Raw genomic sequence first — 21,152 nt, 5'->3', positions numbered from 1 at the left:
TTCCTGTTAATTAAAAATGTAATACTCTCTGAGTTGCCGATAAATAATATTATGCAGCGCATGTAATATTTGAATACATACGCTGCATGACGTTATTTCAAAACACCGGCACCCCCAGCCCAACCTTCACCTCCCTCAACGTCTCCTGCGTCACCCCCTGCGCCCGTTCGGTCCCGTGCTTCAGCATCGCCATCAACTCCCCCTTGTCCTGCATATACATCGTCCGCCGCTCCCGCATCGGTGCAATCAGTTCCTGCAAACACGCCTCCAGTTCGTTCTTACATACCCGGTCACCCAGCCCGCCCGCCTGATAGTGCGCCTTCATCGCCGCCACTTTCTCCTTGTCCGGATGAAACGCGTCGAGGTAAGTAAACACCACGTTCCCCTCAATCTGCCCCGGGTCGCTCACCTTCAGGTGGTTCGGGTCGGTGTACATCGCGCTGACCGCACGATGAATGGTCTCTTCGCTGGCCGAAAGGTGCAGCGTGTTGCCCAGCGATTTCGACATCTTGGCGCTGCCGTCGATGCCGGGCAGGCGGCTGGTGTCGCTCAGCATCGCCTTGCAGTGGCGCAGCACCGGGGCGGGCAGCAGGCTGTTCATCTTGTGCACAATCTCGTTGGTCTGCTCAATCATCGGCAGCTGGTCGTCGCCGACGGGCACGCACTCGGCCTTAAACGCGGTGATGTCCGCCGCCTGGCTGATGGGGTAGGCCATAAACCCGACCGGCAGCGAGCGGGCGAAGCCCTTCTGCGCAATCTCGTTTTTCACCGTCGGGTTACGCTCCACGCGGGCGACGGTGACGATGTTCATGTACAGCATCGTCAGCTCGGCGAGGGCGGGCAGGGCGGACTGGAGGCAGATCGTGGTCAGGTTCGGATCGATGCCGGCGGCGAGGTAGTCGGCCAGCACTTCGGGGATGTTGTCGCGAATTTTTTGCGGGTTGCTGCCGTTGTCGGTCAGCCCCTGAAGGTCGGCAATCAGCACAAACTGGTTGTGTGTGTGCTGGAGCGCCACGCGCTGGCGCAGCGATCCGACAAAGTGGCCGAGGTGCAGCGGGCCGGTTGGGCGATCGCCGGTGAGGATGGTGGGTGCGTTCATAAAGACTCCTTAACGTTGTAATGCCGAAAGGGGTCTTAGAAAAGTGAAAGCCGCCTTTCGGCGGCTATCTGAAAATGGGGAAAACTACTCCGTGCCGCCTTTAAGAAGGCAGCCACCAGCGGTTTACGGTGAGGACGGCTTGGTTTATGTTCATCTCTTTACCGTACCACGTCCGGCGCGAAAAACAAAAGGGCACGTCATGCTGCAATCACTCAACCACCTGACCCTCGCGGTCAGCGACCTGCAAAAAAGCGTCACCTTCTGGCACGAGCTGCTGGGACTAGCGCTGCATGCCCGTTGGAATACCGGGGCCTATCTCACCTGCGGCGAACTGTGGGTCTGCCTGTCGTACGACGAGGCGCGCCGGTACGTGCCGCCGCAGGAGAGCGACTATACCCACTACGCGTTTACCGTGGCGGAAGCGGATTTTGAACCGTTCTCGCAAAGGCTTGAGCAGGCGGGCGTCACCGTCTGGAAGCAGAACAAAAGCGAGGGGGAATCGTTCTACTTTCTCGACCCGGACGGGCACAAGCTGGAGCTGCACGTGGGCAGCCTCGCCGCGCGGCTGGCGGCGTGTCGCGAGAAGCCCTACGCGGGCATGGTGTTTACCTCAAACGAGGCTTGAGGCGCGCACCTTCAGCCTGCCCGCCAGCGTCACGTGCGTGGCGGCATCTTCCTGATTGCACAGGTACTCCACCGCCAGCCGTCCCAGCTCGCTGTAGGGCAGTTGGATACTGGTCAGCGGCGGGGTGAGCTGCTCGGAGATCTTCTGGTTGTCGTAGCCCGCCAGCAGCATGTCCTGCGGAATGCGCACGCCGTTCACCGCCAGCGCCTGATAGCAGCCAATCGCCAGCCAGTCGCTGGCGCAGAAGATGGCGTCCGGGCGCTCGGCCAGTTCCAGCAGGGCCGTGGTCGCGGTAAAGGACTCGCTGAACTGCCAGTTGGTCTGGCGCACCAGGCCGTCGTCGCACGCTAATCCGGCCTGCTGTAGCGCCGCCCGGTAGCCCGCCAGACGCTGGCGGGAGGCCTCCATCCAGCTCTCGCCGGTGATGTGGGCGATGCGCGTGGCCCCGCAGGCGATGAGGTGTTTAGTCACCTGGAATGCGTTGGCGTAGTCGTCCGGGATAAACGACGGCAGCAGCGGCGAGCCGGGGTCTCGCTGGTTGAGTAGCACCAGCGGGATGCGGGGGCAGTCGTGAAACGCCGTCATGTCCACCAGCGTGGTGACCGGAGAGGCGAGAATAATCCCGATGCAGTTGCGCTTCTCCAGCTGGCGGATAATGTTCAGCGCCAGCTCCACGTCGTCGCCGTAGTCGTAGACGGTGAGCAGGGTCTCGTTGCGCCACGCCGCTTCCCGCGCCTGGCTGATGGCGTCGATAAACGGGTCAAAGCTCTGCAGCGAGCTGACCAGCAGGGCGATCTCTTCCTGGTTGCGTGGGGCGTGAACGGCGGGGAGGCGGTTGTAGCCGAGCTCGGTGGCGACGCTAATCACCCGCTGGCGGGTGTCGTCGCTGAGCTTGATGTTGCGGGACTGGTTGAGCACCAGCGATACCGTTGCCTGCGACACCCCTGCCGCCCGCGCAATATCGTTCATCGTCACTTTTGTTTTTCGCTTCATCCGTCCTCTCCCTTTCGCGACTTCGCATCATACCCTAACCGCACGCTTTAGCGCCGTCGATCACGTTTCTCATTCATCGAAGCGTGAACTTTGTGAGGGGCATCGCTTTTCTAAACGCCGTGATTTGCGCATTTATCCCGCAACTAATATTTATTAGCTAAACATTATCAGTAAGAGGATGCGTAATGAAAGAGCAGTGGAGCAGGGAGCAGGCACAGGCGTGGTATGAGCAGAAAGGCTGGCTGTGCGGGTTTAACTATTTGCCGTCGACGGCGGTGAACTGGACCGATATCTGGCAGGCAGAGACCTTCGATGCCGCAACCATTGACCGCGAGCTGGGCTGGGCGGCGGAGGCGGGCTATAACACCCTGCGCATCAACCTGCCGTTTATCGTCTGGGAGCATGACCGCGACGGGCTGATGGCGCGCATCGACCGCTTTTTGACGATTGCCGACGATCACGGGTTCAGCACCATGCTGACCCTGATGGACGACTGCGGCTTCTCCGGTGACGAGCCGTACCTCGGCCCGCAAAAGCCGCCCGTGCCGGGCAAACACAACAGCCAGGCGGCGGCGAGCCCCGGTCGCGATAAGGTGTGCGATCCCGACTGCTGGGAAGACATTGAACGCTATATCCGCGACGTTGTTCGCCAGTTCCGTGACGACAGGCGCGTGCTGCTGTGGGATCTCTATAACGAGCCGGGCAACCGCGGCATTTTCGCGACGGGCACGCAGGAGGTGCAGTACGACGCGAAGCTGGAGACCTGCGCCCACGCGCTGATGAAGCTGGCGTTCCAGTGGGTGCGTGAAGAAGACCCGACCCAGCCGCTCACCGTCTGCGCGTGGCGCGTCCCGCCGGAAGAGGAGGGCGAGACGTTCTTCCAGCACCCGCTGGACCAGACCGCGCTGGCGCTCTCGGACGTGGTGAGCTTCCACGCCTACACCCACACGGGGCGCATGACGGCGATGATTCAGCAGCTGCAAAAGCTCGGTCGCCCGCTGTTCTGCACAGAATGGCTGGCACGCCACGTGGGCAGCACAATCGAAGAGCAGCTTCCGCTGATGTACATGGCAAAGGTTGCGCCGTATCAGTGGGGGCTGGTGCGCGGCAAAACCCAGACGTGGCTGCCGTGGCCGGTGGTGATGAAAGAGTCCACGGACTACTGTCGCCTCTGGTTCCACGACGTGTTTGAGGAGAACGGCATTCCGTTCTCGCGCCGTGAAATCGCCCTGATGCAGCAGCTGCGCAAAATCGCCCCGAATCCGCAGGGCTAATAATAACGACCCGGCGCGCTGTCGCCGGGCAACCAGGTACGCACTATGGCAACGACAATGAAAATACCGTCTCGCGAGTTGTGGTCTTATTTTGGCTATGGTTTAGGTCAGTGTTTTAGCTTTGGTTTAGTGGGTTCGTTTATTAACTATTTTTACACCGACGTGCTGGGGATCTCGGCGCTGGCGGCGAGCACCATCTTCCTGATTGCCCGCGCGTGGGACGCGGTTCACGATCCGCTGTTTGCCAGCATAATGGACACCATTAACAGCCGGTTCGGCAAGTTTCGGCACTTTTTGCTGATCGCGCCGCTGCTGATTACCGGCATCACGCTGCTGTCGTTTTATAAAATCGAAGCGGACATGACCACCAAAATCCTCTACGCCGGGGTGACATATATCCTGTGGGGGACGCTGTACGCCATCTCCGATATCCCGTTCTGGTCGATGTCGTCGGTGATGACCAACGACTCCGCCCAGCGCACCCGCGCGGTGACGGCGGCGATGCTCGGGGTGAACGCCGGGATTGCCTGCGCCAATATCTTCTTCCCGAAGCTGGCGGCGTTCTTCGCCCAGTACAGCAACGATAAAGGCTACTTTATGGCGGCGCTGGTGATGATGCTGGTGGGCCTGCCGCTGATGCTTAACGGCTTTATGCAGATCAAAGAGCGCGTACCGCCGAGCCCGGAAAAGGTGACCATCCGCGACACCTTCCACAACCTGCGCCAGAACAAGCCGCTGTTTATCGTCCTGCTGTCGTTCTTCTTTTGCGTGTTCCACAACGTGGCGGGCGGGCTGTATATCTATTTCTTTATCAACAACCTGGGCGACGGCAGCCTGCAGATGGCGATTGGCGTGATGGGCATTGTGGCGGCGGTGCTGTGCCTGGTCGCCCCGATGCTGACGCGCCGGATGCAGAAGCGGAAGCTGTTTATGATCCTCTGCGGGCTGGACGTGGCGGTGCGCGTGGTGATGTGGTTTGTCGGCTATCAGCAGGTGACGATGCTGTTTATTCTGCTCGGCCTGAGCACCCTGTTCGTGATGATGACCAACATCCTCACCTCGTCGATGATTGCCGACACCATCGAGTACGCGGAGTACCACACTAACAAGCGCTGCGCGGCGATCACCTTCTCCGGGCAGACCTTTACCGGCAAGATGTCGGTGGCGGTGGGCGGCGGGTTAATCGGCGTGTTTCTGACGATGATTGGCTACGTGCCGCAGGCGCAAATTCAGAGCGAAGGCGTGCTGTCGGGTCTGTTCTTTGGGATTTGCCTGCTGCCGGCGATTGGGTCGCTGATCCGGATTGGGTTCATGTCGCGCTTTACCTTTACCGAGGAGAAGTATGCGGAGGTTTGTCGGCTGCTGGCGGAGCGCAGGCGGGGGAGCGAGCAGAATGGCATCGTGGATGAGGCGTTGACCCGCCCGGTATCGGTCAATTAATCGCTTCAGACGCCTGCTTTGCAGGCGTCTGCTTCTAATTCCGCAGCTTCAGGGACTCGGGGAGGTGGAGTATCGAGCTCTGAATACTGGTTCCGATGGTAAAAGGGACGATCCATAAACGTAGCGCATGGCTGTCCGGCTTATGAAGTTCGAAGGGATGGGGAAGCGCATCGCTAAAACCGTCATGCTGCGGGTAGATCAGGATCATATCGCCGCGGCTATCGAGATATTTCGTTCCGTAGGCCAGCATCTGGTAAAGATCGCTTTGCGAAATGTTAAAGCCAGGTTTATGAGGCTTAATCTTTTTCCATTTCGTATCGCAAATAATTGAAGAATGTTTCGACGTGTCATACGGGCGAAGCCAGATATCCGGCTTGAGTCTAAACATATACCTGGTGTGATAGCGAGCCAGAGTGTGTGTTTTTGCTTGGGTATCAATTTGGTAACGTTGATGATGATGATGCCTCATCCACGCCGCAACAAAGGATTCAAATACCGCTTCCATTGGAAAGAGCAGCGATATGGCATCAGCATGACCCTGCATACAAAGTGGTGACTCCCCGTGTAGGATCAATTTGGCCCACTCCAGCGCCTGTTCATAGTGATGCATATGCCTGTCGAGGCGAACCAGATCGAACGCGTGAGCGGTATCAACAACGGGAGGAATACCTTCGAAGGCCGACTGCAAGGGGCGAAGCTGCTGGATGAGCTGAGGGTTGCGGGTCAGGCGCGAAACCGTATCGATGGCCGTTTTGAGAATGCGGTTCTCCGGTCGGTCAACACTGTACTCGTCATACTCCACCTGAAAGCGATCCCGGCGAACGCTATTTGTCGACAGTTGTGCTGAAACCCGCAGTTTTCCCTTCATCCACGGTAGATTCTCCTGCTGGCGAAGGTAGTCACGCTTAAGACCCTGCTGCAGGACCGCCTGGACGCTCTGGATAAATTGATGAATAAAGATATCCATCAGCGGCATGCGCGAGGTTTTGATACTGGCGGAGGTTGTGGCGATGTGCCGGAAGGTTTTCAGCGTGCGCAGCATCATCATCAGCTGTTCGCGGGCGTTATCATGGCCGGTCTTTGGCAACACCTCGATGAACGCTCCTCCCGGCAGCGCAATGACGCCGACATAGTTTTTCACCTGCAGCACCTTCACGCGCCCGACCGTTTTCAGCGTTAGCAGGCGCGCGTCGTATTCCGCATCGTCGTTCAGGCAGCATTGCTCCAGCCACGCAAAACAGGCCGGAGGAAGCTCCACTGCGTCCTTAACCCGGCCGCTGTCCTCTTTACTGACCAGATAACCGTATTCAAAGGTGGACCACTGCCGCCGCCCGGTCATTCGTCGTTCTCCGCGCCTCGCGCACCTGCATCGTAAATCTGACGCCAGGCGATGGCATTATTCCAGACAGGATCGTCTTCGCCTGCAAGGTGATAGCGCTCTCCCTCTTCCTGCAGATCGTCCGATGCATCCGTTCCAAACAGCCGCTGAATATTTCCCTCGTTTTTGATCGAACGGATGAAGCACAGGGCGGGATCCTGCTTCTGGTTATCTCCAAGGACCAGACGAATTTTCTGCCAGTCGTTGTAAAAGTACTCCTCCAGCAGCGGCAGTACTTTATTTTTCATCACCCGCTGCAGACGGGCGAAAGCAATGTCATCGTCCTCCGTCTCAATTACCGGTATGAAAAAAGCGTGCCCGAGCGTGTGCTCGCTATCATACAGCGCCTCAATGCGTTCATTGAGCATCTGCAGTAGCCGTTTGAGATCGATACCTTTGATGACGTGGCCTTCCAGAATGGAGGCTTTCGGCAGCATGGCCTTAAACTCGAAGCGGCGGCGCAGGGCGGTGTCCAGAGCGGTCAGGGAACGGTCCGCGGTATTCATGGTGCCGACCAGGAACAGGTTGTTTGGCACGCTGAATTTTTCGCCCGAATAGGGTAGCGTCACGCTCAGGGCCTCGGGTTCACCCATGCGCTTGGATTTCTCAATTAAGGTGATGAGCTCTCCGAAAATTTTGGAGATATTGCCACGGTTAATCTCGTCAACAATCAGCACGTAGTTCTGGCGTTTTGCCGGTGCATTTTTTTTCGGTGTGACGGGAAGATTATAATTATCATGAAGATAGTTGAGGATACCCCGGACATACGACTCGTTGTGGATATCAATCCCGTTGTTCTGATACCAGGCTTTGATGTCCTTCACGTAGGCGTTGTATCCATTCCCCAGATCCCCTTTTTTGCTGTTTAAAGGGAAGATGCCGAAGTTCGTTTCACTTTTATAGGTGACGCCGAACGGTTTACCTGATGTCGTTTTGAGCGTGGCGGCTTCGCCATTCAGCAGTTCTTTTTGAAACTTTGATAGCGCCTCGTTCAGCGCCAGCTGTTCACCTGCGTAACCAAACGCCGCATCCTCACAGATTTGCTTAAAGACGCCGGATTTAATGTCATAGCGAACGTTACCGTCACGGGTGGTATCGGCGCGTAGCCCTTCAATAAACTCTTCATAACCAAAGCTTTGGTGGAAAGTGACAAAGCGGATGCGCTGTTCGGAGACCAGCCGGTCATAAAGCGCTTTAAGTGCGTTCCGGTAATCACTGCCCTGAAGGCCATCCAGCAGGCGGGAATACTCAGCGGGTTCACAGGCGCGGACGGCATGCTCAACGGTGGAATAGGTTTTACCCGTCCCCGGAGGGCCATAGAGAATGACGTTCAGTGGAACATCCGCCACGCTCTCATCCGTATCCTGATCGTCGTCTTCGGCCCAGGACTCGCTACCTACCAGGCCGATATCGCTCTTATCTTTGATGAAATGCGTGTAGAGATGCCACAGCGACATATTGAGTTCGACAGGGTCTACATGGCCGCCCAGCTCGCGGTTCAGAGCCGCCTTCAGCTCCAGGTTTTTTTCAAACCACGTCCCTTTCCCGGCGAGCCCAAGCCCGAAGCGGTTATTACAGTAGTTATAAATGCGGGAAAACATTTTGGTATTTACCACGTTCGAAACCCGCTCAGGGTACAGCGTGGCAAAAGCCCGGTGACACAACGCCCAGTACTGTTTCTTGAGAATGGATTTGGCCTTAAGCGCCTGTAGCTTGTTGACCACCTTTTCATATACGGCCGGGGTGCAGCCCTGTGCCATCAGGGTTGTGATTTCCCGCAGGTGAATCTGGGCCGCATTGTATTCGTTCTGCGACATTCCACCCTGTTTAATGCTGGCGACGCCGTTGGAGCGTTCATACCAAAGTGCCTTGATAAGGCTTTGATCACGAAACTCGGGCCGCTCTGTCGCTACGCGTTTGACCATCTGGTGATAGGCTGGCCCCCATTTAGGGCTGTATCGGCTGTTGTTATTGATATGCTCATTAAAGAAGGGGGCTAACGCGGTGCGATCCTGAACCATCACAAACTCCGGAAGTCGGGTAAAGGCGGTAAAGGTCAGTATCTTATAGGATTAATCTGAATAGTGTCACTGCTTGTTCAGGTGGGTTGAGGTGATAAGGGGGCTGTCGCCATTGGCGTCAGCCCTCAGACTTACAGCGACTTCACAAACGCCAGCAGATCTTCGTTGAGCTGGTCCTGGTGGGTCAGCGCGAAGCCGTGCGGCGCGTTGTCGTACACCTTCAGCGTGGCGTTTTTGATCATCTCCGCCGCCAGCTTGCCGGTGCTTTCAAACGGCACGATCTGGTCGTTGCTGCCGTGGATCACCAGCGTCGGCACGTCGATTTTCGCCATATCCGGGCGGAAGTCGGTTTCGCCGAACGCGGTCACGCAGTCGATGGTGCCCTTCAGGGACGCCAGCAGGGCGATGTTCAGCGTCTGGGTCAGCGCGCCTGCGGACACGGTCTGCCCGGCGTTGATGCCGTAGAACGGCGTCGCGAAGTCGCTGATGAACTGGGCGCGATCTTTACGCAGTCCGTCGCGAATGCCGTCGAACACGCTATGATCCACACCCTCCGGGAAGGAGTCGGATTTACCGAAGATCGGCGTCACCGCGCCCAGCAGCGCCAGACCGGCCACGCGCGCGCTGCCGTAGTTGTTGATGTAGCGGGTCACGTCGCCGCCGCCCATGGAGAAGCCCACCAGCGTCACGTCCTGGAGGTCCAGGGTGGTGATCAGGTCGTTAATGTCGGACGCAAAGGTGTCGTAGTCGTAGCCGTTCCACGGCTGATCCGAGCGGCCAAAGCCGCGACGGTCAAAGGCGATGGCGCGGAAGCCGCGCTCCGCCAGGTAGTTCAACTGGCTATCCCACATGTCGCCGTCCAGCGGCCAACCGTGGCTGAAGAGAACCGGTTTGCCCGCGCCGCAGTCTTTGTAGTAAATCTGCGTGCCGTCTTTTGCCTTAAACGTTGCCATAGTGTGTTCCTGTACAGGTGATGGTTATGGTTATACCGGCGCGACCAGATAGCGAATTGCCGGTGATGTTGTGCCCTGATGAAAAGCCAGAACGCGGCTCTGCAGCAGGAGGTCATTCATGGTGTGGCGCTCCTGCTGGCGCAGATGCTCAATCCACGAGCCCATCAGGAAGGTCTCGATAAACAGACCGGGGCGCTCAATATCCTCGTACACCGCCCAGCTCATCGCGCCGGCGCGGCGGCGCACCCGGCGCAGCTCGTGTACCGCCTCCAGGAAGGCTTTCGCGTTCTGCGGGTCGATGATGTACTCGTGCGACACCAGCACCGGGCCGCGCTCGTTCGGCAGCTCAATCTCCACGCCGTCCAGCGGCTGGCCGCTCAGGTCGAGGTTCAGGTCCGGATCTTTCTCCAGCTTCCAGCGGAACACCGTGGCGCTTGCCAGCACCATCCCCAGCGTGGCGACAACCAGCGAGGTCGGGGTGCCAAACTGAGAGGCGATCTGCCCCCAGATGGCGCTGCCCGTGGTCATCGAGCCGAAGAACACCGTCAGGTAGACCGCCAGCGCGCGGGCCTTCACCCAGCGGGCGGCGCTGCGCTGCGCGCCGAGGTTGAGGGTGGAAAGCACCGCAATCCACGCAAAGCCGGTGAAGAACTCAAACAGGTTGAGCAGCCAGACGTGGCGCACGAACGCCAGCGCCAGCATGGTGAGGGCAAAAACCAGGCTCGCGGCCACCATCAGCCGATCGGCGTTCAGCCGCTGGCGCAGGCGCGGCAGCAGGATCGCCCCGGCAATCGCCCCCAGGCCGATGCACGCCAGCATCACGCCGTAGCCCGCCGGGCCTAAGCCCAGCTCGCGGCGCGCCACCAGCGGCAGCAGCGCCCAGCCCGCGCTGCCGAAAACGAAGAAGGCCACGGTGCGCACCAGCACGTTGCGCAGCACGGGCGCGGCGTGCACGTAGCGAATACCGGAGCGCACCGCGGAGAAGAAGTGTTCCGGCGGCAGGCGCTGCACGGACGGGGCCGGACGCCAGCGCCACAGCACCCACGCGACGCCCACCACGGACAGCGCGTTCAGGGCAAACACCATCCACGGCCCGGCGAGCGAAAGCAGAAAACCGCCCAGCGCGGGACCAATCGCCCGGCTGATGTTCACCCCGAGCGAGTTCAGCGCCACGGCGGCACCCAGCTCCGGCTTGCTCACCAGATCGGGCACCACGGCCTGGAACGGCGGCGAGCTCATCGCCGCGCCCACGCTCAGCAGGAACGTCGCCACCAGCAGAACCGTAGGGGTGACGTGTCCGGTGAAGGAGAGCACCGTCAGCCCGGCGGCGGCGATGAACACCCACAGCTGGGAGAAGAGCAGGTATTTACGCCGGTCAACGATGTCCGCCATCACCCCGGACGGCAGGGCGAAGAGAAACATCGGCAGGCTGCTCGCCGCCTGCACCATCGCGATATCTAGCAGGTCGGCACTCAGGGTCAGCATGCTCCAGTTGATGCCGACGTCGCTCATCCATGAGCCGACGTTAGAGACCACCGTGGCGATCCACAGCATGCGGAACACCGGCTGGCTCAGCGGCTGCCAGGGCGAAACCGCCCGCGCGGGCGCCGTCTCGACGTGTGCGTCGCGAACGTCGTTAACCTGGGTCATGCGAACCTCTCCGTTGCCTTACGCTGCAGCCGCCACTGGCCCGGCCCGGTGAGGGCGAGAGTGGTGAAGATAATCAGCAGCAGCCAGCCAAACTGCCCTTCGGCAATCGACCAGTCCGGGTGTACCGCCAGCATCGCCACCAGCAGCACGGCGATAATCGGCAGGCACGCCAGGCGGGTGTAGACGCCCGCAATGATCAACAGCGGGCAGATGACCTCGGCGACGATCGCCGGGATCAGGCTCGCGTAAGGCCCGAAGCCGAACGGATCTTCAATGCGCGTCAGCTCTTCGCTGAAGTGGAGCACCTTCGGCAGGCCGTGCACGTAGAGCAGCAGCAGGCTGCCGGTGAGGCGCAGGAAGAACAGCCCCAGGTCGACCCGGGGCGGCATAGTAGTGTTTTCCATCAGAATGCAAAGCAGCTGCAGCCCAGCGCCCCCCAGAAAGCGTTATCGTCGGACACCGGCATCTCTGACGTGCGGGCGAAATCATGCTGGTGGCTGTGAACCCCGCACGGGCCGCTGCAGTGGTGAGCCACACTCATGCCCACGCGCGTAGCCTGCGGCGGCGCGCTGCGGTAGTGGCCCGGTACCTTCACCACCGGGGACCACTCGGGCAGGACCGGAATGGCCGGTGGCGCGAGCGGGCCGAAGGTGCCTGCGGCGTAGACGATGTCGCCGTTGACCACCGTCAGGACGGACTCGATGCCCTTGATCTCCTCTTCCGGCACGCGGAAGTAGTCTTTGCTCAGCACCGCCAGGTCGGCGAGCTGGCCGACCTTGATCTGCCCCTTCTGGTTCTGCTCGCTGGAGAACCACGCGCTGCCCTGGGTCCAGAGCATCAGGGCGGTATCGCGGTCCAGACGGGCGCTGTGATCGTACATCTGCATCCCGCCGACGGTGCGGCCGGAGACCAGCCAGTAGAGCGCGGTCCACGGGTTGTAGCTCGCCACGCGGGTGGCGTCCGTCCCTAAGCCCACCGGCACGCCGGTCTCGAGCATTTTTGCCACCGGCGGCGTGTGGCGGGTAGCTTCGATGCCATAGCGCTCGGCAAAGTACTCCCCCTGGAAGGCCATGCGGTGCTGGACGGCAATGCCGCCGCCCAGCGCTTTGATGCGGTCGATGTTGGCCTGGGTAACGGTTTCCGCATGGTCGAAGAACCAGTGCAGGCCGTTGAACGGAATATCGCGGTTCACCTTCTCGAACACGTCCAGCATGCGGCTGATGGATTCGTTGTAGGTGGCGTGCAGGCGGAACGGCCAGCGGTGCTCCACCAGATGGCGCACCACGCGCTCCAGCTCGTCCTCCATGCCCGGCGCGAGGTCCGGGCGCGGCTCGAGGAAGTCTTCAAAGTCGGCGGCGGAGAAGACCAGCATCTCGCCCGCGCCGTTGTGGCGGAAGAAGTCGCTGCCCTGGCCCGGCGTGAGCATGTCGGTCCATTTTTCAAAGTCTTCCAGCTCGTGGCCCGGACGCTGGGTAAACAGATTATAGGCGATGCGGATGGTCATCTGCTTTTTCTCGTGCAGCTCGGCAATCACCTCGTAATCTTCCGGGTAGTTCTGGAAGCCGCCGCCCGCGTCGATGGCGCTGGTCAGCCCCAGGCGGTTCAGCTCGCGCATAAACTGACGGGTGGAGTTAACCTGCTGCTCCAGCGGCAGCTTCGGCCCTTTCGCCAGCGTGGCGTAGAGGATCATGGCGTTCGGGCGGGCGATCAGCATCCCGGTCGGGTTGCCGTTGGCGTCGCGCTGGATCTCGCCGCCCGGCGGGTTCGGCGTATCCTTGGTGTAGCCGACCACCTTCAGCGCGGCGCGGTTGAGCAGGGCGCGGTCGTACAGGTGCAGGATGAAGACCGGGGTGTCCGGCGCGGCGTCGTTAATCTCGTCCAGCGTCGGCATGCGGCGCTCGGCAAACTGGAACTCGCTCCAGCCGCCCACCACGCGCACCCACTGGGGCGACGGCGTGCGCAGGGCCTGCTCTTTCAGCATCCGCAGGGCGTCTGCCAGGGACGGCACGCCTTCCCAGCGCAGCTCGAGGTTGTAGTTCAGCCCGCCGCGAATGAGGTGCAGATGCGAGTCGTTCAGGCCGGGGATCGCGGTGTGGCCTTTTAAATCCACCACCTTAGTGCCGTCGCAGTGGTGCTGCATCACCTCGGCGACGGTACCCACTTCCAGAAATTTTCCGTCGCGCACGGCAACGGCTTCCGCGACAGGGTTCTCGCGATCGACGGTGTGAAACTGGCCGTTAACCAGAATAAGATCGGCTTTACCGAGGGTAACCATAACTGCTCCTGACTGAGAGGGGGAATGGTCAGGATTATGGGAACCGGTTTCGGCAAAGATCCAGTTATACAATAGGATAGGTATACCAAAGTATAACTATACCTAAGGTTAACTATACGAAGAGATAATTACGCGCGGCGACGGAAAACCGCAGGATGAGGGTGACTTTATCGTCGCGGCGCTCGCGGCGATTTCTACCCTTAACCACTGGAAAATGCTATGACCTCTTCAAAGCTCGAAGTGTTAACCCCTGCGAACTGTCAGATCATCTTTATCGATCACCAGCCACAGATGGCGTTTGGCGTGCAGTCGATTGACCGCCAGGTGCTGAAAAACAACACCGTGGCGCTGGCGAAAGCGGCCAAAGTGTTCAACATCCCGACCATCATCACCACCGTAGAGACCGAAAGCTTCTCCGGTAACACCTATCCGGAGCTGCTGGACGTGTTCCCGGGCCAGGACATTCTGGAGCGTACCTCCATGAACTCCTGGGACGACCAGAAGGTGCGCGACGCGCTGAAGGCTAACGGCAAGAAGAAGGTGGTGGTTGCCGGCCTGTGGACCGAAGTGTGCAACAACAGCTTTGCCCTGTGCGCGATGCTGGAAGGCGACTACGAAATTTATATGGTGGCGGACGCGTCCGGCGGCACCTCCAAAGAAGCCCACGACTTCGCGATGCAGCGCATGATCCAGGCAGGCGTGATCCCGGTGACCTGGCAGCAGGTGATGCTGGAGTGGCAGCGCGACTGGGCGCGTAAAGAGACCTACACCGCGGTGATGGATATCGTGCGCGAACACTCCGGCGCGTACGGCATGGGCGTGGATTACGCCTACACCATGGTGCACAAAGCACCGTCTCGCCAGAAGAGCGAGCACCGCACCTTAGCGCCGGTTCCGGCTCGCTAAGTTCCGCTGGCGGGCTGGTCCCTCATCCGGCTCGCCGCTGCCTCTTTCTCTGGAGTTCACAATGAGTACTGGGCTGATATCCCTTGCCGCAGGCGTGTTGATTGGCCTGATGTATGCCGTGCTGAAGGTGCGCTCCCCCGCGCCGCCCGCGCTGGCGCTGATTGGCCTGCTGGGGATGCTGGCGGGTGAACAGGCGACGCGCCATCTGTTATCCCGCGACGGTGCGCCGCCTCCTCAGGTAACGGTTCCGCAGGTGAAATCGCAGACGGGAGCGACGTCATGAGAGCATGGATAATTTCGCTGGTGTGCGGCGTGGTTGCTGGGGTAATTTACGCCCTGCTCGACGTTCATTCCCCGGCACCGCCGGTTGTCGCCCTGCTTGGCCTGTTTGGCATGCTGGTGGGTGAACAGCTCATCCCGGTGGGACGGCGTTTACTGAGTCGCGAACCGTTTACCCTCGCCTGGTTTCGTCACGAATGCGTGCCGAAAATCAGCGGCACGGCGCCCCCCGCGCCCGCGAAGGACGATCGCGACGTTTAATGATTTTTTTGAGGAAAGACAGCATGACGCTGCCGTGGCGCATTGCCATCATTGATGACGAACGTTCCGTCCGCAGCGGGCTGAGTAATCTCCTGGAGTCGGAAGGGTATGCCGCCGATACGTTTGATTCGGCAGAGGTGTTTCTGAGCCATCCGCTCGCCCTGTCCGGCGCGGCGCTGGTGATCGCCGATATCAAGCTGCGGGGCATGAGCGGCCTGGAGCTGTTTGACAAGCTGCGGCTGCTGGCCGTTCCCCCGCCGCCCGTGATCTTTATCTCCGGTCATGCTGATGAAAATATGCAGCGGTACGCTCTTAGCCTGGGCGCCGCTGCATTTTTGCGTAAACCCATTAACATCGATATTCTGCTGGATCATATACAGCGGGAGCTGGCCCGCCGACGATAAGGATCGCGGATGAACGAACACGAGCAGCCTGCATTCTGGCCCGCCCAGGGGAATCTTCACCAGGGGCGGGTTTTTGTCCTTAAAGAGGATGTGATTTTTACCGTGCTGGCGCAGGAGGGCGGTATCGCCTGGATGCACGCGCGCCATCCCCATTCAGGCGGCTCGTTCATCATTGCCACCGCAGTGAGCGACGAAGAGGAAGAGCGGGCCACGCGGCTGCTAAAAAACGAATTTGCGCTGCGTGACGTGCTGCAGGACAGCTGGGCCATCCGCGCCGTTGCCTCCACCCAGTACCGGGGACGTTTCGCGCTGGTGTATGCGCCGTTTGCGTTTGAACTGCTGGCGCGGCGCGCGGGCAGGGCGATCTCGGGGATCTCGCGCTTTATTGAGATGGCGATCCAGATCTGCGTTCCCCTGCGCCAGATGCACCTGCAAAACCTGATCCACGGCGATATCAAGCCCGGCGCGATTTTTGTTCATCACGATGCCACCTGCCGTCTGGGCAGCTTTGGCCTCTCCTGTAGCCTCTCCGGTGCCTTCTCCCAGACCCGGCTTGCCGTTTCAGGCGGTACGCCCGCGTATATGTCGCCGGAGCACACCACCCGCACCCGGCGTCCCGTTGACGGCCGCAGCGATCTCTACAGCCTCGGCATGGTGCTGTATGAACTCCTGACCGGACGCCTGCCGTTTGAGTTGGGGGAGGACGATCAGACCAACTGGGCGCACTACCATATTGCCTCGGAGCCGCTGGCCCCGGACGAGATTCGCCCGGACGTGCCGGGGATGCTGTCGACTATCATCCTCAAGCTGCTGGAAAAGCACCCCGATAACCGCTACCAGACGGTCGACGGGCTGATTGCCGACCTCCGCCGCTGCCAGGCGACGCTGACCTGCGAGGGCGAGATCGTCGCCTTTACCCCCGGACAGCAGGACCGCACTCCCGCGATCCATCTGGCGGACTCCCTGTTCGCGACGCATCCGCAGGCGAATGACGTCATTGCCGCGTTTGAGCGGGTGGGGCAGAACCTGGTGCCGGAGCTGGTGACGATCGGCGGGCCGTCGGGGATTGGCAAATCGTCCATCATCGCGACGGCGCTCAAAACGCTGCAGCAGCGTCAGGTTTTGCTGGCGGTGGGGAAAGTCGATCAGTTCTCGCCGTCTTTGCCCTACGGCGTATTAAGCTCCGCGTTCCGCACCCTGACGCTGCACCTGCTGGGGCTGCCCGCGGAAGATGTAGCGAAGTGGAAAATCCGCCTGTCGCGCGCCCTGGAGGGGTACGAAGCGCTGGCCGTCAGCCTGGTGCCCGAGCTGGGGCTGCTCCTTGAGAGCAAGCCGCGCTACTCGGCGGATACCTTTTCCATTGATGCCCGGGCGCGCTTCAGCCATATGGTGCTGGCGCTGGTTAAAACCTTTGCTTCTCAGGGCTGCCCGCTGGTGCTGGTGCTCGACGATCTCCAGTGGAGCGACGCGGCCAGCCTGCATACGCTGAAACATCTGCTGGTGACCTGCGGCGCTATCCCGCTGCTGCTGGTGGTTGCCCACCGCGATATTGGTTCGTTGTCCGAACCGACACTGCAACAGCAGCTGGCGAGCCTGCCGGAGGCGGCGCAAAACGCGACTGAAATTGTCCCGCAGGCGCTGTCCGTGAAGGCGGTGGCGCGCTGGCTGGCGACGATATTTCGTGCCCGCAGCGCGGCGACGACCGACCTCGCCACGCTGATCCACGAGAAAACCGGGGGCAACCCGCTCTTTGTGCACGAGTTTTTCCGCCGCATCGTGGATGACGGGCTGGTGGTGCACAACAAATATCAGGATAAGTGGCACTACGATCTGCAGGCGATCCGCGCCCGACACTACACCGAAAACGTGGTCACTCTGGTGCTGGAGCAGCTCGAAGAGCTGCCCGACGAGACGCGCCGCCTGCTGGGCAGCCTCGCCTGCCTCGGCGGCACGGGCGAGATGGAGATGATCTGCCGGGTGGTCAGCATGTCGATGGCGGAAATGCGCTATGCGCTGCATCCGGCGGTGATGGCCCAGCTCATTGTGCTGACGGAAAAAGAGTACGCCTTCACCCACGACCGGGTGCAGGAGGCGGCCTTTGCGATGCTGGATCAGCATGAGAAAAGCCATCTTCACCTGACCACCGCCAGCCTGCTGGCCGACGCCGCGCGTCAGGCCGCGGGGAACGAACTGCTGTTCCGCGCCGTTCACCACGTCACGGCCGCGCTGGACTGCATCCAGCCCGCGCCGCAGCGCCAGATGTTCCGCGAGCTGAGCCTGCTGGCCGCACGACGGGCAAAGCGTTCGGGGGATTATCCATCGGCGCTCAGCTATATCCAGACCGCCAGAGCGCTGGGCAACGCCGGGACGGTGTCAGACTTTATGCTTGATATCGAAGAGGCGGGCTGCGAGTTTGCTCTGGGGCACCTGGAGCGCACCCGCGAGCTGTGTGACGCCATCCTCGGCTGCCCCGGCGGGCTGACCGAAAAGGCGCTGGCAGCCAACCTGCTGGTGGAGGTATACATTCGCCAGTCGGACAGCCGTCTGGCGCTGGAGGCGGCGCTCTGTTGGCTGGGGATTTTTGGTATTCAGATTGGCCGCCACCCGGAAGACGCCGACTGCGACGAGGCCTGGGAACACTTCTGCAACCGCACGGCCGACGCGCCGCAAAGCCTTTTTGCCCAGCTGTCGCGAATGGATAACCCGGAAACCGAAGCGGTGATGAACCTGCTCTACAGCGCCAGCATTTGCGCCAGTTTCATCTGCCCGCGCCTGCATTTTTTGCTGCTCTGCCGCATGATGCACCTCACTCTCGACTACGGCATCACTGGCGCCTCCACCACGGCGATGGCCTGGTTTGGCGTGCTGATTGGCCAGCGCTACGCCGAGTACCGCCTCGGGTTCCAGTACGGCACCCTGGCCCGCGAGCTGGTGAACCGCCACGGCTACGACGCGTTCGAAGCCAAAACCCTGCTGCCCCTCGACCAGCTCAGCGTCTGGACCCAGCCGCTGTCATTCACCATTGAGTGCGCAAAAGCCTGCTTCACCGCCGCCGTTACCCACGGTGATATGACGGTGGCCTGCTTTGCGGCCTGCCATCAGGTCATTAACTTCCTCTCACGGGGCGATCACCTGGACGGGGTGTTGACCAGCATCGATCGCGGCCTGGCGTTTGTACGTAAAACCCACTTCCAGGACGTGGAGACCATATTGATGCTCCAGCGCACCTTCGTGGAGTTTTTGCGCACGCCGACGATTGGCACCTGGACCGCGTCGCAGGCGCTGCCCGAGGCGCTGCTTCCCGCGTCGCCGGAGCAGGCCCCGGAGCAGACCTCCACCATGCTGTTCTGGTACTGGCTCTACCGTGGCATGGCGCACTTTACCTGCGGCGAGTATACCGACGCGCAGGCGGATCTTGAGATGGCGGGCTGGTACGCGTGGTCTGCGCCGGGCCATATCCATCTGCTGGATTACCATCTCTACAGCGCGCTGGCGCTCTCACGTCAGCTGACGCCGGAGACGTTTTCGGCGAATCACCGCCGCAGCATTCACGCACACTACGACAAAATCGCCCTCTGGGCGCGCATTAATCCCGGCACGTTCGCGGATAAAGAGGCGCTGATCTACGCCGAAATTGTCCGTCTGGACGGGATGAACAGCATTGCGCTTGAGCAGTATGAGAAGGCGGTCCGGCTCTCCCGCGAGGGTGGCTTTAACCCGATTAACGCCCTGGCCCACGAGCTGGCGGGCCGCTTTGCGCTGGCCTGCGGCTACCCGACCGCATCAGACGCGCACTTCCGCGGCTCGATTGCCGCCTGGGGCCGCGCGGGCGCGCAGGCCAAGGTGCGCCAGCTGGAGCAGGATTTCCCGCACCTGCTGGCCTCCGGGCAGGCCAGCGCCTACGACACGGTGGCGTTTGCTCAGAACGAGACGATCCGCGATCTGCAGAGCGTGATCAAGGCTTCCCGCGCGCTGTCGGAAGAGATCAATCTTGAGCGCCTGATTGAAAACCTGATGACCATCCTGCTCGAACGCGCCGGGGCGCAGCGCGGCCTGCTGCTTCGCGTGAGCGATAACCTGATCCCGGAGATCGAGGCCAGCGCCTGGACCAGCACCGACGGCGTGCGGGTGCGGATCCTGAAAGACGTGCCGATGGCGACCGACATGCCGCTGTCGGTGCTGGCTGCGGTGATCCGCACCGGGCAGGAGATCCGCACCGGCAAGCCGGAGGAGTTTCATCCCTTCAGCCAGGACCCTTATCTGGTGACCTCGGGGGCGGCGGTGATGTGCGTCCCGATGTTCAAACAGGCGCGGCTGGTGGGCGTGCTCTACCTGGAAAACCGCCTGATGCCGGAGGTCTTCACCGCCGAGCACTCGCGCGTGGTCAGCCTGCTGGGCGCGCAGGCAGCGGTATCCCTGGAGACGGCGCGGCTCTACGCCGAGCTGCTGGCGGAGAACATTCAGCGCCGCCGGGTGGAAAAAGAGCTGCGCGCCAGCCAGACCTCGCTGATGCTGGGCGAGCAGATCAGCCACACCGGCAGCTGGCGCTGGGAGCTGGAGCAGGATCTGATGTTTGTCTCGGAAGAGTACGCCCGCATTCTCGGCCTGCCCGACCAGCAAAAGATGATCTCCATGGCGGAGTTTTTAACCTTCGTCCACGAGGACGATTACGCCCGCATCAGCGCCATCGTCACCCAGAGCGTGCGCGACGGGCTCTCCATGCGCGCGGAGTTTCGTATAAAGCGCACCGACGGCTCAACGCGCTACATCCTCGGGATTGGCGATCCGGTGGGGGTGGGCAGCGAGGTGAACGAGTACTACGGCATCATTACCGATATCACCAGTCAGCGCGCCGCGGAAGATGCTATGCGGGTGGCGCAGGCGGATCTGGCGCGCGTTTCCCGCGCCACCACCGTCGGGCAGTTGACCTCCTCCATCGCCCACGAGATCAACCAGCCGCTGATGTCCATCGTCTCGAATGCCGGGGCGAGCCTGCGCTGGCTCAGCCGCGAGCCAGCCCGCCTGGATAAAGTGCGCGAAGGGCTGGAGGAGATCGCCGCGGAAGGCGCGCGTGCGGGGGAGATCATTCGCAGCATCCAGTCCCTGACGCGCAAGCAGGATCCCACCTTCTCGCGCATCGATATGCACTACCTGATCCACCATATCATCACGCTTTCGCGCAGCGAGCTGGAGCAGAGACACATTAGCGTTGATTATCTGTTGAACGCCAGCGACAGCTTTATCACCGGGGACAGCGTGCAGATCCAGCAGGTGCTGCTTAATCTGGTGATGAATGCGGTAGAAGCGATGGCCGAGGTGAGGGATCGCGCCACCACCATCATCCTCAGCACCGCCAACGCGGACGGGAAAGTGATCGTTGAGATCGCCGATACCGGGAGCGGCATTGAGCCCGAACGGCTGGAGCAGATTTTTGACTCGTTCCACTCCACCAAGCCGCAGGGGATGGGGATGGGGCTGACCATCAGCGCCAGCATCATCGAGCGCCACTGCGGAAAGCTGAGCGCGCGCCGCCGGGAGCCGCACGGCACGGTGTTTACCTTCGCGCTGCCGCTGGCCGCGCAGGAAGGGTAAAC

Annotated in this window: 16 protein-coding genes; 8 read left to right on the top strand and 8 right to left on the bottom strand. The window is 60.9% G+C overall.

Annotated elements, in window-relative coordinates; all coding sequences use genetic code 11:
* Positions 1-97 precede the first annotated feature (97 nt).
* Positions 98-1,099, bottom strand: a complete 1,002-nt coding sequence (gene trpS / locus ACMWL8_RS13990) for a tryptophan--tRNA ligase (RefSeq protein ID WP_045259566.1) — start codon at positions 1,097-1,099, stop codon at positions 98-100.
* Between the two features lie 199 nt (positions 1,100-1,298).
* Here trpS and fosA point away from each other — a divergent pair, with 199 nt between their 5' ends.
* Positions 1,299-1,724: a FosA/FosA2 family fosfomycin resistance glutathione transferase gene (fosA, locus tag ACMWL8_RS13985; protein WP_045259565.1), complete on the top strand. Its 426-nt coding sequence runs from the start codon at positions 1,299-1,301 to the stop codon at positions 1,722-1,724.
* Here fosA and ACMWL8_RS13980 read toward each other — a convergent pair.
* Entirely contained in the window at positions 1,710-2,717 is a 1,008-nt protein-coding gene (locus ACMWL8_RS13980) for a LacI family DNA-binding transcriptional regulator (RefSeq protein ID WP_045259564.1), read from the bottom strand. The genes fosA and ACMWL8_RS13980 overlap by 15 nt on opposite strands.
* Positions 2,718-2,902: 185 nt before the next feature.
* Here ACMWL8_RS13980 and ACMWL8_RS13975 point away from each other — a divergent pair, with 185 nt between their 5' ends.
* Positions 2,903-3,991, top strand: a complete 1,089-nt coding sequence (locus ACMWL8_RS13975) for a cellulase family glycosylhydrolase (protein WP_045259563.1) — start codon at positions 2,903-2,905, stop codon at positions 3,989-3,991.
* Between the two features lie 45 nt (positions 3,992-4,036).
* Positions 4,037-5,431: an MFS transporter gene (locus ACMWL8_RS13970; RefSeq protein ID WP_414751597.1), complete on the top strand. Its 1,395-nt coding sequence runs from the start codon at positions 4,037-4,039 to the stop codon at positions 5,429-5,431.
* Between the two features lie 34 nt (positions 5,432-5,465).
* Here the strand turns inward: ACMWL8_RS13970 and ACMWL8_RS13965 are convergent, their stop codons facing one another.
* The 6 genes from ACMWL8_RS13965 to ACMWL8_RS13940 all read right to left on the bottom strand — a co-directional run bounded on the left by ACMWL8_RS13965 (position 5,466) and on the right by ACMWL8_RS13940 (position 13,708).
* On the bottom strand, positions 5,466-6,770 hold the full coding sequence (locus ACMWL8_RS13965) for an McrC family protein (RefSeq protein WP_032608430.1): 1,305 nt from the start codon (positions 6,768-6,770) through the stop codon (positions 5,466-5,468).
* Complete coding sequence (locus tag ACMWL8_RS13960) at positions 6,767-8,830, bottom strand: McrB family protein (protein WP_045259561.1); 2,064 nt, start codon at positions 8,828-8,830, stop codon at positions 6,767-6,769. The genes ACMWL8_RS13965 and ACMWL8_RS13960 overlap by 4 nt, the downstream gene beginning before the upstream one ends.
* A 131-nt stretch (positions 8,831-8,961) precedes the next feature.
* Complete coding sequence (locus ACMWL8_RS13955; protein ID WP_045259560.1) at positions 8,962-9,783, bottom strand: alpha/beta fold hydrolase; 822 nt, start codon at positions 9,781-9,783, stop codon at positions 8,962-8,964.
* A 30-nt stretch (positions 9,784-9,813) separates the two neighbouring features.
* On the bottom strand, positions 9,814-11,433 hold the full coding sequence (locus ACMWL8_RS13950; protein ID WP_045259559.1) for an MFS transporter: 1,620 nt from the start codon (positions 11,431-11,433) through the stop codon (positions 9,814-9,816).
* Positions 11,430-11,837 (bottom strand): DoxX family protein, encoded by a 408-nt coding sequence (locus ACMWL8_RS13945; protein WP_045259558.1) that lies wholly within the window; start codon positions 11,835-11,837, stop codon positions 11,430-11,432. The genes ACMWL8_RS13950 and ACMWL8_RS13945 overlap by 4 nt, the downstream gene beginning before the upstream one ends.
* Positions 11,837-13,708, bottom strand: a complete 1,872-nt coding sequence (locus ACMWL8_RS13940; protein ID WP_045259557.1) for an amidohydrolase — start codon at positions 13,706-13,708, stop codon at positions 11,837-11,839. The genes ACMWL8_RS13945 and ACMWL8_RS13940 overlap by 1 nt, the downstream gene beginning before the upstream one ends.
* Before the next feature lie 219 nt (positions 13,709-13,927).
* Here ACMWL8_RS13940 and ACMWL8_RS13935 point away from each other — a divergent pair, with 219 nt between their 5' ends.
* The 5 genes from ACMWL8_RS13935 (at position 13,928) to ACMWL8_RS13915 (ending at position 21,150) form a co-directional block, all read left to right on the top strand.
* Entirely contained in the window at positions 13,928-14,614 is a 687-nt protein-coding gene (locus ACMWL8_RS13935; protein ID WP_023331928.1) for a hydrolase, read from the top strand.
* A gap of 61 nt (positions 14,615-14,675) precedes the next feature.
* Positions 14,676-14,897 (top strand): DUF1427 family protein, encoded by a 222-nt coding sequence (locus ACMWL8_RS13930; protein ID WP_028015362.1) that lies wholly within the window; start codon positions 14,676-14,678, stop codon positions 14,895-14,897.
* Positions 14,894-15,154, top strand: a complete 261-nt coding sequence (locus ACMWL8_RS13925) for a XapX domain-containing protein (protein WP_028015363.1) — start codon at positions 14,894-14,896, stop codon at positions 15,152-15,154. The genes ACMWL8_RS13930 and ACMWL8_RS13925 overlap by 4 nt, the downstream gene beginning before the upstream one ends.
* Before the next feature lie 23 nt (positions 15,155-15,177).
* On the top strand, positions 15,178-15,558 hold the full coding sequence (locus tag ACMWL8_RS13920; RefSeq protein WP_028015364.1) for a response regulator transcription factor: 381 nt from the start codon (positions 15,178-15,180) through the stop codon (positions 15,556-15,558).
* A 9-nt stretch (positions 15,559-15,567) separates the two neighbouring features.
* Positions 15,568-21,150 carry an ATP-binding sensor histidine kinase gene (locus ACMWL8_RS13915; RefSeq protein ID WP_045259556.1) on the top strand — a complete coding sequence of 1,861 codons (5,583 nt, stop codon included), beginning with the start codon at positions 15,568-15,570 and terminating at the stop codon, positions 21,148-21,150.
* Positions 21,151-21,152 lie beyond the last annotated feature (2 nt).

The sequence above is a fragment of the Enterobacter sp. 04-C-12-SI-ECC genome, from assembly GCF_047530715.1.
Classification (GTDB): Bacteria; Pseudomonadota; Gammaproteobacteria; order Enterobacterales; family Enterobacteriaceae; genus Enterobacter; species Enterobacter bugandensis.
This window is presented reverse-complemented; position numbering and strand designations above follow the sequence as displayed.

Coding starts and splice junctions, on each gene's coding strand:
- trpS (WP_045259566.1), bottom strand. CDS start 1,099: ATGAACGCACCCACCATCCTCACCGGCGATCGCCCAACCGGCCCGCTG.
- fosA (WP_045259565.1), top strand. CDS start 1,299: ATGCTGCAATCACTCAACCACCTGACCCTCGCGGTCAGCGACCTGCAA.
- ACMWL8_RS13980 (WP_045259564.1), bottom strand. CDS start 2,717: ATGAAGCGAAAAACAAAAGTGACGATGAACGATATTGCGCGGGCGGCA.
- ACMWL8_RS13975 (WP_045259563.1), top strand. CDS start 2,903: ATGAAAGAGCAGTGGAGCAGGGAGCAGGCACAGGCGTGGTATGAGCAG.
- ACMWL8_RS13970 (WP_414751597.1), top strand. CDS start 4,037: ATGGCAACGACAATGAAAATACCGTCTCGCGAGTTGTGGTCTTATTTT.
- ACMWL8_RS13965 (WP_032608430.1), bottom strand. CDS start 6,770: ATGACCGGGCGGCGGCAGTGGTCCACCTTTGAATACGGTTATCTGGTC.
- ACMWL8_RS13960 (WP_045259561.1), bottom strand. CDS start 8,830: ATGGTTCAGGATCGCACCGCGTTAGCCCCCTTCTTTAATGAGCATATC.
- ACMWL8_RS13955 (WP_045259560.1), bottom strand. CDS start 9,783: ATGGCAACGTTTAAGGCAAAAGACGGCACGCAGATTTACTACAAAGAC.
- ACMWL8_RS13950 (WP_045259559.1), bottom strand. CDS start 11,433: ATGACCCAGGTTAACGACGTTCGCGACGCACACGTCGAGACGGCGCCC.
- ACMWL8_RS13945 (WP_045259558.1), bottom strand. CDS start 11,837: ATGGAAAACACTACTATGCCGCCCCGGGTCGACCTGGGGCTGTTCTTC.
- ACMWL8_RS13940 (WP_045259557.1), bottom strand. CDS start 13,708: ATGGTTACCCTCGGTAAAGCCGATCTTATTCTGGTTAACGGCCAGTTT.
- ACMWL8_RS13935 (WP_023331928.1), top strand. CDS start 13,928: ATGACCTCTTCAAAGCTCGAAGTGTTAACCCCTGCGAACTGTCAGATC.
- ACMWL8_RS13930 (WP_028015362.1), top strand. CDS start 14,676: ATGAGTACTGGGCTGATATCCCTTGCCGCAGGCGTGTTGATTGGCCTG.
- ACMWL8_RS13925 (WP_028015363.1), top strand. CDS start 14,894: ATGAGAGCATGGATAATTTCGCTGGTGTGCGGCGTGGTTGCTGGGGTA.
- ACMWL8_RS13920 (WP_028015364.1), top strand. CDS start 15,178: ATGACGCTGCCGTGGCGCATTGCCATCATTGATGACGAACGTTCCGTC.
- ACMWL8_RS13915 (WP_045259556.1), top strand. CDS start 15,568: ATGAACGAACACGAGCAGCCTGCATTCTGGCCCGCCCAGGGGAATCTT.